General features: G+C 68.1%; 13 protein-coding genes. 9 read left to right on the top strand and 4 right to left on the bottom strand.

Going from position 1 to position 14,418, the window contains the following annotated elements:
• Positions 1-9: 9 nt before the first annotated feature.
• On the bottom strand, positions 10-1,671 hold the full coding sequence (locus H7X47_RS04500) for an electron transfer flavoprotein-ubiquinone oxidoreductase (protein WP_193367381.1): 1,662 nt from the start codon (positions 1,669-1,671) through the stop codon (positions 10-12).
• Between the two features lie 350 nt (positions 1,672-2,021).
• On the opposite strand from H7X47_RS04500, the gene H7X47_RS04495 reads away from it, so the two are divergent.
• The 6 genes from H7X47_RS04495 (at position 2,022) to H7X47_RS04470 (ending at position 8,468) form a co-directional block, all read left to right on the top strand.
• Positions 2,022-2,510, top strand: coding sequence for a hypothetical protein (locus tag H7X47_RS04495; RefSeq protein ID WP_193367380.1), 489 nt, complete (start codon positions 2,022-2,024; stop codon positions 2,508-2,510).
• Positions 2,511-2,604: 94 nt separating this feature from the next.
• Positions 2,605-3,504 carry a uracil-DNA glycosylase gene (locus H7X47_RS04490; RefSeq protein WP_193367379.1) on the top strand — a complete coding sequence of 300 codons (900 nt, stop codon included), beginning with the start codon at positions 2,605-2,607 and terminating at the stop codon, positions 3,502-3,504.
• Positions 3,505-3,824: 320 nt separating this feature from the next.
• Positions 3,825-5,681: a lytic transglycosylase domain-containing protein gene (locus H7X47_RS04485; RefSeq protein ID WP_193367378.1), complete on the top strand. Its 1,857-nt coding sequence runs from the start codon at positions 3,825-3,827 to the stop codon at positions 5,679-5,681.
• The gene (moaB, locus tag H7X47_RS04480) at positions 5,668-6,213 is read left to right on the top strand and encodes a molybdenum cofactor biosynthesis protein B (RefSeq protein WP_193367377.1); all 546 of its coding nucleotides are present in this window, start codon (positions 5,668-5,670) and stop codon (positions 6,211-6,213) included. Before H7X47_RS04485 ends, moaB begins: the two co-directional genes overlap by 14 nt.
• Positions 6,214-6,365: 152 nt before the next feature.
• Positions 6,366-7,061, top strand: coding sequence for a nitroreductase family protein (locus tag H7X47_RS04475; protein WP_193367376.1), 696 nt, complete (start codon positions 6,366-6,368; stop codon positions 7,059-7,061).
• Positions 7,062-7,346: 285 nt separating this feature from the next.
• Positions 7,347-8,468: a PA0069 family radical SAM protein gene (locus H7X47_RS04470; protein WP_193367375.1), complete on the top strand. Its 1,122-nt coding sequence runs from the start codon at positions 7,347-7,349 to the stop codon at positions 8,466-8,468.
• An 8-nt stretch (positions 8,469-8,476) separates the two neighbouring features.
• On the opposite strand, the gene H7X47_RS04465 is transcribed toward H7X47_RS04470, so the two are convergent.
• Both H7X47_RS04465 and H7X47_RS04460 read right to left on the bottom strand, forming a co-directional pair.
• On the bottom strand, positions 8,477-9,304 hold the full coding sequence (locus H7X47_RS04465) for an SAM-dependent methyltransferase (protein WP_193367374.1): 828 nt from the start codon (positions 9,302-9,304) through the stop codon (positions 8,477-8,479).
• Positions 9,305-9,311: 7 nt separating this feature from the next.
• Entirely contained in the window at positions 9,312-10,382 is a 1,071-nt protein-coding gene (locus tag H7X47_RS04460; RefSeq protein ID WP_193367373.1) for an MBL fold metallo-hydrolase, read from the bottom strand.
• 268 nt (positions 10,383-10,650) lie between these two features.
• Here H7X47_RS04460 and H7X47_RS04455 point away from each other — a divergent pair, with 268 nt between their 5' ends.
• The 3 genes from H7X47_RS04455 (at position 10,651) to H7X47_RS04445 (ending at position 13,889) form a co-directional block, all read left to right on the top strand.
• Positions 10,651-11,982 carry a cation:proton antiporter gene (locus tag H7X47_RS04455; RefSeq protein ID WP_193367372.1) on the top strand — a complete coding sequence of 444 codons (1,332 nt, stop codon included), beginning with the start codon at positions 10,651-10,653 and terminating at the stop codon, positions 11,980-11,982.
• 36 nt (positions 11,983-12,018) lie between these two features.
• Positions 12,019-12,687: a ribonuclease HII gene (rnhB, locus tag H7X47_RS04450; protein ID WP_319633526.1), complete on the top strand. Its 669-nt coding sequence runs from the start codon at positions 12,019-12,021 to the stop codon at positions 12,685-12,687.
• 164 nt (positions 12,688-12,851) lie between these two features.
• Complete coding sequence (locus H7X47_RS04445; RefSeq protein WP_193367556.1) at positions 12,852-13,889, top strand: site-specific DNA-methyltransferase; 1,038 nt, start codon at positions 12,852-12,854, stop codon at positions 13,887-13,889.
• 141 nt (positions 13,890-14,030) lie between these two features.
• Here the strand turns inward: H7X47_RS04445 and H7X47_RS04440 are convergent, their stop codons facing one another.
• A complete protein-coding gene (locus H7X47_RS04440) occupies positions 14,031-14,405 on the bottom strand; it encodes a nuclear transport factor 2 family protein (protein WP_227010146.1) in 375 nt (124 codons plus the stop codon).
• Positions 14,406-14,418: the final 13 nt, after the last annotated feature.

Here is a 14,418-nt window from a genome sequence, read left to right as displayed (position 1 = left end):
CCGGAATTGTCACATATTCGGGTAGTTGGGGCCGCCGCCGCCTTCCGGGGTCACCCAAACGATGTTCTGGGTCGGGTCCTTGATGTCGCAGGTCTTGCAGTGGACGCAGTTCTGCGCGTTGATCTGCAGGCGCGGGTTGCTCCCGTCGTCGTCGCGCACGATCTCGTAGACGCCCGCCGGGCAGTAGCGCTGGGCCGGCTCGTCATAGAGCTTCAGGTTGTGCTCCACCGGGACCGAGGGATCCTTCAGCGTCAGGTGGACCGGCTGGTCCTCCTCGTGGTTGGTGTTGGAGATGAAGACCGAGGACAGCTTGTCGAAGGTGATGACGCCGTCGGGCTTCGGGTAGTCGATCTTCGGCATCTCCGCCGCCGGCTTCAGGCATTCGTTGTCGGCGTGCTTGTGACGGAAGGTCCAGGGCGCCTTGCCGCGCAGCAACTTCAGGTCCAGCCCGCCGTAGAGCATGGCGCCGTAGAGGCCCCACTTGCTGAAGGCCGGGCGGAAGTTGCGCGCCTTGTAGAGCTCCTCGTAGACCCAGGAGCTCTCGAACTTCTGCGGAAAAGCGTCCAGCACCGCCGGAGTCTCGCCGCCTTCGCCGGCAGCGGAGATGACCTCGAAAGCGGCCTCGGCGGCCAGCATGCCGGTCTTCATGGCGTTGTGGCTGCCCTTGATCTTCGGCACGTTGAGGAAGCCGGCGGCGCAGCCGATCAGCGCCCCGCCCGGGAAGACCAGTTTCGGCAGCGACTGCAGACCGCCTTCGTTCAAGGCGCGCGCACCGTAGGCGATGCGCTTGCCGCCCTCCAGCATGGGACGAATCGCCGGATGCGTCTTGAAGCGCTGCATCTCGTCGAAGGTGGAGAGGTGCGGGTTGTCGTAGTCCAGGCCGATGACGTAGCCGACGTAGGCCTGGTTGTTCTCCAGATGGTAGATGAAGGAGCCGCCCCAGGTGGTGTTGTTCATCGGCCAGCCGGCGGTGTGGATCACCGTGCCGGTCTTGTGCTTGGCCGGGTCCAGCTCCCACAGCTCCTTGATGCCGATGCCGTAGGTCTGCGGGTCGGCACCCTCGCGCAGGCCGAACTTCGCCTCCAGCTGCCTGGTCAGCGAACCGCGGCAGCCCTCGCCGAACAGGGTGTAGCGGCCGTGCAGCTCCATGCCCGGCTGATAGCTGTCCTTCTGGCTGCCGTCCCGGGCCACGCCCATGTCGCCCGTGGCCACGCCCTTGATGCGGCCGTCCTCGTGGTACAGCACCTCGGAAGCGGCGAAGCCGGGATAGATCTCGGCGCCCAGGGCCTCGGCCTGCTCGGCCAGCCAGCGGCAGACGTTGCCCAGGGAGACCACGTAGTTGCCGTGGTTCTGCATCTGCGGCGGCAGCATCCAGACCGGCACGGAGGTGCTGCCCTTCTCCGAGAGCAGCATGAACTTCTCCTCCTCGACCGGGGCATTCAGGGGGGCGCCCTTTTCCTGCCAATCGGGGATCAGCTCGTTGAGGGCCCGCGGTTCCAGCACCGCGCCGGAGAGGATATGGGCGCCGACCTCGGAACCTTTCTCGAGAACGCAGACGCTGACCTCCTGGCCGCTTTCCGCCGAGAGCTGCCGCAGACGGATGGCCGCCGAGAGGCCGGCCGGGCCGGCGCCGACGATGACCACATCGTATTCCATGAATTCGCGTTCCAAGATCCCTCTCTCCTGCCGCGCGCCGGCCACTGTCCTCTGGTCTGACCCCGGGGTTCACCCCTTGATCCGGCGCGCCTGCGCTCACTCGTTTGCTTGCCTGGCGTTTGCTTGCCTGGCGTTTGCCTACCCGGCGTTCGTTTGCCCGGCGTTCCTTTGCCTGCCGGCGGGCGGCCCCTCCGGCCCCGCCGCGGCCCTACATAGTACAGCCCGCCGTCCGGAGCAAAGCCCACCCGCCGCGCCGCCCTTTCGCCTGCGGGCGTCCTCCGGGCACCTCTCCGGGCCTCCACAGCCGGGCTTTCCTAAAAATTTACCTTTCCGCCCGAGGATAGGGGCGTTGGAGACCGCAAACCATGGTTGCACAGGAAATCCGGGATCTCGGCGACGAGCCGATCCGCGAAAACACGCCCAGCGAGCTGGACGAGCTGACGCATGCCGAAATGTGCATGCTGTATAAGGAGTCGGCCGATTCCATCCGCTTCGCCAAGGCCCACCAGTGGAAGTCCCTGGGCTCGACCCTGCTGGTCTTCGGCGGTCTGATCGCTTTGGCCCAGCTGGTCCCCTACAACGCCACGATCACCAATCTGATCATCGCCATCAGCTTCCTGTGCTCCTGCGCGGTGATCTACATGCTGGCGCTCTACCAAGTCTGGCAGAATACCGAGCGCGAGAAGCTGCGCGACATCGCCGGGCACTTCTCCAGCTTCTCCCAGTTCACCCGCGCCATCAAATCCTCGCGCGAAGCCAACGTTCACCGCTACACACTGCTGGTGTTCATGATTGCGGCGCTCATCCTGGGCAACGTGCTGCTGGTGCTGGTCGTCTCGCCGCTCTACCACTAAGCCTCCCTCGCTTTCCACGTCCGCCGTTTTATTGCCGCTGGCGGCGGTCCCGGCTTTCTGCGGCGGGGGCGCCGGTGCTATCCTGGCGCCCGTCATGACCATGCCTCCCAGCGAGCAGGATTTCCTCGAAGCCCTGAAATGGCAGATCGAGGCCGGCGCCGACGAAGCCATCGGCGCCCTTCCGCTCGACCGCACGGCGGCCCGTCCCGCCGCGGCCCCCTCGCGGGGCATGGCGGAGGCGCCCCAGCGCCTGCCGGCCCCGCCACCGGCCTCACCCCCGCAGGCAGCGCAGAGCCTTGCGCCGCAGGTCCCCCCTTCCCGGGCCCGCCCGGCCCCCAGCCTGACCTCCGCCAGCGAGGCCCAGGCCTCGGCCCAGCGCCTGGCCGCGACGGCCAAGACCATCGAGGAGATCCGCCGGGCCCTGGAGGACTTCGAAGGCTGCCCCCTGAAGGCGACGGCCACCAATCTCTGCATGTTCGACGGCAACCCCGAGGCCAGGATCATGATCATCGGCGAGGCCCCGGGGGCCCAGGAGGACCGCCAGGGCAAGCCCTTCGTCGGCCCGGCGGGCCAGCTGCTGGACCGCATGCTGGCGACCATCGGGCTGGACCGTACCAAGGTCTACATCACCAACCTGCTGTACTGGCGCCCGCCGGGGAACCGCAACCCGACGCCGGCCGAGATCGCCTCCTGCCTGCCTTTCCTGGAGCGCCAGATCGAGGTCCTGCAGCCCAGGCTGCTGCTGCTGGTCGGCGGCATGTCGGCCAAGACGCTGCTGCACCGCACGGAGGGCATCCTGAAGCTGCGCGGGCGCTGGGCCGACTACCACCATCCGCGCCTGGAGCAGCCCATCCCGGCCCTGCCGACCCTGCATCCGGCCTACCTGCTGCGCCAGCCGGCGCAGAAGCGCGAGGCCTGGCGCGACCTGCTGTCCTTCGCCGAGGCCATGGAGCGCGAGGGCCTGGCCGAGGCCGCCGCGGCCGCCGCCGGCTAGACCGCCCGGGGGCTGCCGGGGGCCGTGCAAGACCTGAGAAGGCACGGGGAAAGGCCGCCGGAAACCCCGCCGATTTCCCTTCAAATATCTGATTTAACGTGGATTTAACCCCAGATGTGGCTTTCTTGGGGCGTGAGTCTCGCGGGCGCCCCCTCTTTGGCGCTTGTTTGTCCCAGGGCGGCGGTTGCGGCCCGCAGATCACTTGGTTAGGGTCGATGAAAAATACGGGGGTCGCAGTGCAATCCAGGAGTGGTGCCCGGCAAGGGGTTGATGACCTTTGCCTGACGGCGCGCGGTGTTGTTTTCGCAGCCGCCGCGGTTTTGTTCGCCTGGACCGCCCCCCAGAGCGCCGACGCTCAGCAGCTTGCGCCCCGGCAGGTGGCGGGGGTGCTGCAGCCGCAGGACCTGAATCCCGCCGCCGCCCTGCCGGGCGGCCTGGCGCCCAATCGTCCCTCTGCCTCGCACGCCGGCCCGGACGGCCTGCCGGCGGTGCTGTCGGGCCACGACGCCGAGGCCTACCGCCGTATCTTCGCGCTGCAGGAAGACGGCCGCTGGCAGGAGGCCGACCGTCTGATCGCCGGCCTGACCGACCGGCACCTCATGGGCCACGTGCTGGCTCAGCGCTACCTGCACCCCACGGCCTACCGCTCCAAGTACCTGGAGCTGAAGGAGTGGATGGACCACTACGCCGACCATCCCCAGGCCAAGCGCATCTACACGCTGGCCCTGAAGCGCCGCCCGGCCAACTACCGGCGGCCCAAGCCGCCGGCCACGGCCAAGACCGCCATTTCCTGGAGCGGCAAGCGCACCAGCTATGACTACGTCTCGCCGCGCAAGCGCTCCAAGGCGACGCGCCGCAAGGTGTCGCGCGTGCTGCGCCAGGTGCGCCGCAACGTGCTGCGCCAGCGCTTCACCGTCACCGAGAAGCTGCTGGACCAGCCTTCGGTCAAGAACCTGCTGGACGAGGTGGAACTGGACGAAGCCCGCGCCCTGGTGGCCAGCGGCTGGTTCTACTACGGCAACACCGAGCGCGCCTACGCCCTCTCCGCGCCGGCCGCGCGCCGCTCCGGCCGCGCCGCGCCGATGATCAACTGGATCGCCGGGCTCTCGGCCTGGCGCCTGGGCCACATCGACGAAGCCTCGGTCTTCTTCGAGACCCTGGCCGAGTCCCGGAACGTGGCCGGCTGGAACGCCGCCGCCGGCGCTTACTGGGCCGCCCGCGCGCATTTGAAGCAGCAGCGCCCTGACCGCAGCAGCCCGCTGCTGCGCCGCGCCGCCGAGTACCAGCGCACCTTCTACGGCCTGCTGGCGCGCCGCGCCCTGGGCATGCGCATCGAGTTCGACTTCGGCTCGCACCGCATGGCCCCGGAGATGACCGCCCGCCTGAGCCGGAGCCCCGTCGGCAGCCGCGCCCTGGCGCTGCTGCAGATCGGCGACCGCGAGACCGCCGAGCGCGAACTGGTCAACGCCGGCCAGTGGGGCGACCCGCAGATGGGCGAGGCGCTGCTGGCGCTGGCCCAGTACGCCAAGATGCCGGCCCTGGCCTTCCGCATGGGCCGCCAACTGGCCCATGCCGGCAACAGCGAGCAGACCGGCGGCGCGCTGGACGCGGCGCTCTACCCCATTCCGCCGTGGCAGCCGCAGAGCGGCTTCAAGGTCGACCGCGCCCTGCTCTTCGCCCTCATGCGGCAGGAATCAGGCTTCAACACCAAGGCCAAGAGCCCCGACGGCGCGCGTGGGCTGATGCAGCTCATGCCGCGCACCGCCAGCTACATGGCCAAGGGCCGCCACTACCACCGCGGCAAGCGCCGCAACGAGCTCTTCGAGCCCGGCCTCAACATGGAGCTGGGCCAGCGCTACATCGCCTACCTGCTGGAACACGAGCGGGTGCAGGGCGACCTCTTCCGCCTGACCACCGCCTACAACGGCGGTCCGGGCAACCTGGGCAAGTGGGAGCGCGCCATCAAGGCCGACCACGACCCGCTGCTGTTCATCGAGGCGCTGCCCTCGAAGGAGACCCGCCTCTTCATCGAGCGGGTGCTGACCAACCTGTGGATCTACCGCGAGCGCCTGGGCCAGCCGGCGCCCTCGCTGGAACGACTTGCAGGCGGCGACTGGCCGCGCTACGAAGCCTTGGACGGAACCCGTGCCGAGGTCGCGCTCAATGGCTCGAATTGACGAATCTCTCCCCTTCCTGCCGGTTAACATCGCTGTCCTGACCATCTCCGACACCCGGACCCTGGCCGACGACAAGTCCGGCCGGCGCCTGGAGGAGATGATCACCGCCGACGGCCACAAGCTGGCCAGGCGCGACATCGTCACCGACGACATCGACAAGATCGTCGCGGCGCTCAAGGCCCTGGTCGCCGACGCGGAGATCGACTGCATCATCACCACCGGCGGCACCGGGGTGACCGGCCGCGACGTGACGCCGGAGGCCTTCAAGCAGGTGATGGAAAAGGAGATCGAGGGCTTCGGCGAGCTGTTCCGCATGCTCAGCTACCAGAAGGTCGGCACCTCGACCATGCAGAGCCGCGCCATCGGCGGCGTCGCCGACGGCACCTACCTCTTCGCCCTGCCCGGCTCCCCCTCGGCCTGCAAGGACGGCTGGGAGGACATCCTGAAGTTCCAGCTCGATTCCCGCCACCGGCCCTGCAACCTGGTCGAGCTCATGCCGCGCCTGAAGGAACACCTCAAGGCCGCGAGCTAGTCCCGGCGCTACCCGCACGAAAAGTTCATGGCGGCTTTGCCTTTCCCCTTTGAAAGCGCGAAGCGAAGCCGCTTTACTGGGCGTCGAGGCGCTCCGCCGCCGTCGGGCCGATCAATAATCGCGGGCGCCCGCACCTTGGGGGGACAGCAACCATGAGCGACTCCGGTCTCGCCGCACCGGTCTACGATCCCATCCCGCTGCCGGACCGCCGCGAGTTCAGCGACGCCGAGATGGCCGAGCGGGCGCGCAGCTTCCTGGCCGAGATGAAGACCCGCCACACGCTGCGCGACTTCACCGACCAGCCGGTGCCACGCCAGATCATCGAGGACTGCCTCCGCGCCGCGGGCACGGCGCCCAGCGGCGCCAACCACCAGCCCTGGCACTTCGTCGCCGTCGCCGATGCGGCGGTGAAGAAGCGCATCCGCGAGGCGGCGGAGGCCGAGGAGAAGACCTTCTACGCCGGCAAGGCGGGCCAGGAGTGGCTGCAGGACCTGGCGCCGCTGGGCACCGACGCGGAAAAGCCCTTCCTGGAGAGCGCGCCCTGGCTGATCGTCATCTTCGCCGAGCGCTACCGCGTCGATGCCGACCACAAGATCGGCAAGAACTACTACATCGGCGAATCGGTGGGCATCGCCACCGGCATGCTGATCACCGCCCTGCACTGCGCCGGGCTGGCGACCCTGACCCACACCCCCAACCCCATGCGCTTCCTCAACGAGATCTGCGGGCGCCCGGAAAACGAGAAGCCCTACATGATCCTGGTCGCCGGCCACGCCGCCGAGAACGCGACCGTGCCCCGCCACGCCAAGGTGAAGAAGCCGCTGGAAGAAATCGCCACCTTCCTGTGAGGCCCCGGTCTGCGGGACCAGGGGGGAGAACATCCGTTCTCATTCAGCCGATGTTCTGCAGCCCTGAGTCGCAATCCGGCGGCGGAGTGGCCGCGGCCGGCGGCGCCATTGAATCAAGATATTGTGGCCCCGAAATGCGCCACCACAAGTTGAAGTAGGCGCCGGCCGGGGCAATCCAGGCGACTCGAGTCGTCCCGATTCGCGCCAGGGATTCCGCCGCTTCCGAAATACGATTTTCCTGCTTTGTTCTTGTTTTATTCACTCTTTGACGCTAACTTCAATCTCATGGTTGATCTGATCCCCCAGCGACCGAAGAAGGGCCGTGGCGCCGTCAGCAACGCCAGCGGGCGCTACGAGCCCTTCACCCGGGTCGCCATCGACGACGGCTGGGGCGAGGCCCCGGAGACCTTCTCCCCCGACGTTATGGGCTCCCCCGACAACCTGACCGAGCCGCCGGGGCCGCTCACCGAGGTCACCTGGGACGCCAGCCGCTCCATCATCACCCGGAACTCTTCCCCCGACGTTCCCTTCGACCGCTCGATCAACCCCTACCGGGGCTGCGAGCACGGCTGCATCTACTGCTTCGCCCGCCCGAGCCACGCCTGGCTGGGCTATTCCCCCGGGCTGGACTTCGAGACCAAGCTGCTGGCCAAGCCCGAAGCCGCGGCCCTCTTGAGGAAGGAGCTGGCGCGCAAGGGCTACAAGCCGGAGCCCATCGCGCTGGGCACCAACACCGACCCCTACCAGCCCATCGAGCGGCGCCTGAAGATCACCCGCGCCATCCTGGAGGTGCTGCGCGAGACCCGGCACCCCTTCACCATCGTCACCAAGTCCAACCTGGTGCTGCGCGACCTGGACATCCTGGCGCCCATGGCCCGCGAAGGCCTGGTGCGGGTGATGGTTTCGCTGACCACCCTGGACCGCAAGCTCTCCCGCGTCATGGAGCCGCGCGCGCCGACGCCGGAGCGCCGCCTGGAGGCGCTGCGCACCCTCAACGCCGCCGGCGTGCCGGCCGGCGTGCTGACGGCGCCGATGATCCCGGCCATCAACGACATGGAGCTGGAGGCCCTGCTGGACGCCGCAGTGCGCGCCGGGGCCCGGCACGGCGGCTATGTGCTGCTGCGCCTGCCGCTGGAGATCAAGGACCTCTTCACCGAGTGGCTGGAGGCGCACTTCCCCGAGCGCAAGGCCAAGGTGATGAGCCTGGTGAGGGATACCCGGGAGGGCGGCCTCTACCAGTCTGAATTCGGCCTGCGCCAGCGCGGCAGCGGCGTCTACGCCGACCTGCTGGCCAAGCGCTTCAAGCAGGCCGAGCGGCGTCTGGGCCTCAACCGCGGCCTGGCCCGCCTGGATACCTTCCAGTTCACTCCCCCAAAAATCGACGACCGCCAGCTCTCACTGCTGTAGCGCGCCCGTCACGCAGGCGCCGCGACGAAGAACCGGCGGCGGAGCAGTCCGTCGTCCAGAGCCGCGAGCTTTCCCTGCCAGTCGGTCAGGCGCTGATCGAACTCCTCTGCGCCGATGAGGGCCGTTAAAGGCTCCTTCTGCGTCATGTCGGCGTCGAGCTGCCGGCGGCAGGAGCCCACGTAGTCGGAGGTGATGTCGTCCGACTCGACGACGGCCCAGCCCGCTTCCGCCAGCAGGGCAGGGTAGTCGCTGTCCGTTTCGAGGAACTCCGGTCCGCGCGCCACGGCCAGGCGGTAACGCGCCGGCGGAAGGTCCGGCGCGACGGAGATCACGGTGAACACCATGCGCCCGCCGTCACGAACCGCGCGCCGGCAGGCGGCGAGCACCTCGCCTTTCTGTTTCAGGCAACACAGCAGGTCGCTGTGGCTGATGGCGTCGAAGGCGCCCTCGGCAAAGGGCAGCGCCGCGGCATCGGCGACCATCGCCCTCACACGGCTCGCAAGCCCATCCTCCCGCGCCCGGTCGCGGGCGATCTTCAATCCGTTGACGGGCAGGTCGACCAGGGTTGCGTCGCAGCCGGTCGTCGCCGCCAGATAGAGGCCCGGCCAGCCCGAACCCGCCCCGAGGTCGAGCAGCCGTACGCCCGGCCGCAAAGCGAGCCGCGCCGCCATGCGATCGGCCTCGCTCCGCGTCGTCCAACTGGTGCCGCCGTAATCACAGCCGCAGACCCGCCGCTCGATGGCCAGCATGACCGGCGCGCAGGCCCAGAGGTAGCGCTCCTCCAGGCGCTGGCGCTGCGCCTGCTCCTCGACACTCAATGACATGGGCCGCTGCATGACGCGGCTAATCCCGGCCGCCCTCGACGACGCAGCGCTGGGCGCGCCACCGCAGCATGCCGCCGGCCAGATTGGCGACCTGCCCGAAGCCGGCGCGCCGCAGGATCGTCGTCGCCTGGGCAGAGCGTCCCCCGGCCCGGCAGACGGCGATGACCGGCCTGTCGGGGCGCAGCTCCGACGTCCGCTCGGCGAGGGAACCCAGGGGGATCAGCTTGGCCCCGGGAATGCGACCCAGCGGGCCGTCGAACTCGTCGGCTTCGCGGACGTCCAGAATCTGCGCGGCGTTGAGGTGCTCTTCCAGCCACTGCGGCTGCACCTCCCAGATCCCGGCAAAGGTATAGGTCAGCGGCGCCCAGGTCGGCTCGTCTTCCGGCAGGTGATCGTCCTGCGGCCTGCCGCAGAGGAGATTGGCCGGCACGGCGACGTCCATCTTCTTCGGATGATCGAGTCCCAGGTTCGCCATGTAACCGGCGAAGTCGCTCTGGCTGAGCTGCCCGCCGAGGCGCGGGTTGAAGGACTTCTCCTCGCCGACGCTGGTCACGGTGAGGCCGCGGTAGTCATGGCCGGGATAGAGCAGGCAGTCCTCGGGCAGGGTGAAGATCTGGGTATGCACCGAGGCATAGAGCTGATTGGGATCGCCGCCCTGGAAGTCCGTGCGGCCGCAGCCGCGAATCAGCAGGCAGTCGCCGGTGAAGGCCATGCCTTCGTTGTCGAGCACGTAGGTCAGACAGCCTGCCGTGTGGCCGGGCGTCGCCCGCACCAGGAGCTCACGTCCGCCGAAGGGGATCCTGTCGCCATGGTGCAGCAGCCGGTCGGCGCCTTCGGCGCCGCTGTCGCCGGACAAGGCGATCTCGCTGCCATGGCGGTGACGGAACATCCAGGCGCCGGTCACGTGATCGGCATGGACGTGGGTCTCCAGAGTGTAAACCAGCTTCAAGTTAAGCTCGGCCAGCAGGGCCGCGTCGCGCCTTACCTGCTCGTAGACGGGGTCGATCAGCACGGCTTCGCGCGTCGTGCTGTCGGCCAGCAGGTAGGAATAGGTCGAAGACTGGGGATCAAAGAGTTGGCGAAAGAGCATGGGGCCTGGCATCCAAGAGTAAGCGCGCCGACTAAGGGCCATGGTGAGCGGAGACGGCCGCGCGGGCAACAGCATTCGCCGTCGCCGGCACCGCGGGAGCGCCCCTCACCCTCCCGCTTCGCGGCGCCCTCTCTCGCCACCTTGGGAGAGAGCTGCGCAGGCTTGGCGTGATCGCCGGGCGCGCCGGACCACGGCCGGGCGAGAGAAACGACGCACCACCACCCCCGCGTTAATCACTTAAATGCTTCCATGTGCTAGGTTTCGGCACATGGAAGGGCACACAAGCAGCATTACCGAACTGGCCATCGTCGTTGTCGGCGCGCTCGGCTGCGGGCTGGTGATGCGCTACTTCCGCCAGCCCATCCTGCTGGGCTACATCCTGGCCGGCGCCGTGCTGGGCCCCTCCGGCTTCGGCTTCGTGCAGAGCCGCGAACAGGTGCAGCTGCTGGCCGAGCTGGGCGTGCTGATGCTGCTGTTCTTCATCGGCATGGAGCTGAACCTGCGCGACTTCCGCGCGGTGTGGAAGGTCGCGGTGCTGACCACCGCCTTCCAGATCGTCGTCGCCTTCCTGGGCATGTACCTGCTGGGCCTGCTGCTCGACTGGCCGCTGGCGCTGACCGTGGTGGTCGGCTTCGTGGTGGCGCTGTCGTCGACCGCCGTGGCCATCAAGATGCTGGACGAGATCGGCGAAAAGCGCACCCGCGTCGGCTACGTCACCATCGGCATCCTCATCGCCCAGGACCTGGCGGTGATCCCCATGATCCTCATCATCGGCGCCTTCCGCGGCGACGGCGGCATCGGCCCGCTGTCCATCGTCAAGATCCTGCTGTCCATCGTCTTCCTGGCGCTGATCATCACCTACCTGGGCAAGCGCAAGCGGGTGCGCCTGCCCTTCGCCCGCGAGATCGGGCGCAACCGCGAACTGCTGCCGCTGGCCGGCCTCGGCTTCTGCTTCGGCGCCGCGGCGCTGTCCGGCCTGCTCGGCATCTCGGCCTCCTACGGCGCTTTCCTGGCCGGCCTGGTGATCGGCAACTCGACCAGCCGGCGCGCCATGATCCACTACACCGAGCCCATCCAGACGGTGCTGCTGATGGTCTTCTTCCTCGCCATCGGCCTGTTGATCGACATCCAGTACATCTGGGCCAACCTGGGCATCGTGGTCATGCTGGTGTTCTTCGTCGCCGTCCTGAAGACCGCGCTCAACATCGGCCTGATCCGCGCCATGGGCGAGACCTGGCCGCGGGCCTTCCTTTCCTCGGTGCTGCTGGCCCAGCTCGGCGAGTTCTCCTTCATCCTCGCCGCGCAAGGCCTGACCGTGGCCGCCATCGACTGGGAAAGCCACCGCCTGCTGGTCGCGGTCACGGTGATCTCCCTGCTGGTCAGCCCGGTGTGGCTGGAGGCGGCGCGCCGCCTGCACCGCATCGCGCTGCTGGGCATCACCTCGGGCCGCGAGACCCTGCGCCTCACCCTGGGACCCGAGGCCCTGGCGCTGGGCCGCTCGCGGGGGCTGGTCAACGCCTGGCTGGCGCGCTACAGGAAACCCCCGCAGAGCAAGGCAGGCAACGACGGCGCCGCCGCGAGCGACGCCTCGGCCGAGTAAGCCTGCAGTCAACCGATCGCCGGAGGGATTACGCAGGTGCCGGACTTCTCGCTGGAACGCGAGCTGCTTGACGATCTTGGGAACCATCACGGCGGCCGCCTCGCCACCGGCCCCGAGGAGGCCGGACGCGGCCCCTGGGCCGGGCCGGTGGTGGCCGCCCCCGCCTGGCTGGATGCGGCGGCGCTGGACCCGGCGCTGGCCGAAGGCCTCGACGACTCCAAGAAGCTTTCGGCCAGGCGGCGCAGCGAGCTCTTCGAAATCCTCAGCGATCCGGCCTGCGCCTGCGTCCGGGTGGCGGTGGGCGAGGCCAGCGTCGAGGAAATCGACAGCCTGAACATCCTGCAGGCCTCGCTGCTGGCCATGCAGCGCGCCGCAGAAGCCTTAAGCGCGGCCCTGGACAGCGCCCCCGGGGCGGCCCTGGTCGACGGCAAAAAGCTGCCGCAACTGGGCTGCGAAGCGCGTGCCGTGGTGAAGGGCGACAGCCGCTCGCTCTCCATCGCCGCGGCCTCGGTGGTGGCCAAGGTGACCCGCGACCGCGCCATGGCGGCGCTGGCCCGCGACTACCCGGGCTACGGCTGGGAACGCAACCAGGGCTACGGCACGGCGGAGCACCGCGCCGGCATCGCCCGGCTGGGCGTCACCCCCCTGCACCGGCGCTCTTTCCGGCCGATCCGGGACGCGCTCGCAAGCAAATCTTTAACTTAAGTCCGTAAGATCTTGAGTCAGCTAGACTCTTGACGCGCGACTCGGCTTGACTCAGGATAGCCGGCTTGCGCGCCGAATCGGGGTCGGCGCGGCGAAGACTGGCGCTCGAGAGGGGAAAACCTGTGCAGAAAGATGTCGTCAAGCAGGGCGATTGCATCGCTTTGATGGAGGCCCTGCCGGAGGCCTCGGTCGACATGGTCTTCGCGGACCCGCCCTATAACCTGCAGCTCGCCGGCGACCTGCACCGGCCGAACAACTCCAAGGTCGACGCCGTCGACGACGCCTGGGACCAGTTCGACAGCTTCGCCGCCTACGACGACTTCACCCGCCGCTGGCTGCGCGCCGCGCGCCGCGTGCTGAAGGACAACGGCTCCCTCTGGGTGATCGGCAGCTACCACAACATCTTCCGCGTCGGCACCGCGCTGCAGGACCTGGACTACTGGATCCTCAACGACGTGGTGTGGCGCAAGACCAACCCCATGCCGAATTTCCGCGGCCGGCGCTTCACCAACGCCCACGAGACCATGATCTGGGCGGCCAAGGACAAGGACGCGCGCTACACCTTCAACTACGACGCCATGAAGCGGTTGAACGATGACCTGCAGATGCGCAGCGACTGGCTGATCCCGATCTGCAGCGGCGGCGAGCGGCTGAAGAACGACAAGGGCGAGAAGGCGCATCCGACGCAGAAGCCGGAGGCCCTGCTCCACCGCGTCATCATGGCGGCCACCAAGCCGGGCGACGTGGTGCTCGATCCCTTCTTCGGCTCCGGCACCACCGGCGCCGTGGCCAAGAAGCTGGGCCGCCACTTCATCGGCCTGGAACGCGACCCCGACTACATCGCCGTGGCCAAGAAACGCATCGCCGAGGTGCAGCCGGTGACCGACCTGGAGATGGTGGAGACCCCGGCCAAGCGCGCCGAGCCGCGCATCCCCTTCGGCTGGCTGATCGAGCACGGCCTGCTGGAGCCTGGCACCGTGCTGCACGGCCCGGACAAGCGTTTCCGCGCCAAGGTGCGCGCCGACGGCACGCTCATCACTTCCGACTTCAAGGGCTCGATCCACCAGGTCGGCGCCCACCTGCAGGGCGCGCCCTCGTGCAACGGCTGGTCCTTCTGGCACATCGACGTCGAGGGCAAGCCGGTCTCCATCGACGTGCTGCGCCAGAAACTGCGCGCCAACCTGCCCAAGACGATGAACTGACGCGGCCGCCCAATCGGGCTCTCATAGTCCGCACGGTTGTCACGCGGAGGATACACACACCGCTGTCGTCCTGGGGCTTGACCCCGGGATCCATTGGCATTCGCGCAAGGCGATGCCCTTCGACAACCGAGAGCTGGTGGGTCATCCGTCGATCTCGACGATCTTCTCGAGATGCCAGATTTTCGAGACGATCTTCCAGCCGTCCTCCGTCTTCACGAAGCCGAGGTGGTCGACGAAAACGTTCTGATGCGCGCGCAGCCTGATCTTCACCGTGGCGCTGATCGGTGAGAGGAAGTCGACCAAGAGGATCTCGTCCTCACGCTCCTGGCTCCTACTGGCGGGCGACGTCCGGCCGCCGACGTCGTTGCTGAAGCTCTCGATCGGCTCGACAAAGAGCTTGCCATTGTCCGCGTCGAACAGACTGGAGGACTCATGGAAGACCTGATTCAGCATCTTCGTGTCGCAGTGGTAGAGCGAGTCGAAATAGAGCTGAACGGCTTCAAGAAGGTCAGGCAATGGGTTTGGGTGC

Origin of the sequence: Pelagibius marinus (assembly GCF_014925385.1) — a bacterium.
GTDB lineage: Bacteria > Pseudomonadota > Alphaproteobacteria > Kiloniellales > Kiloniellaceae > Pelagibius > Pelagibius marinus.
This window is presented reverse-complemented; position numbering and strand designations above follow the sequence as displayed.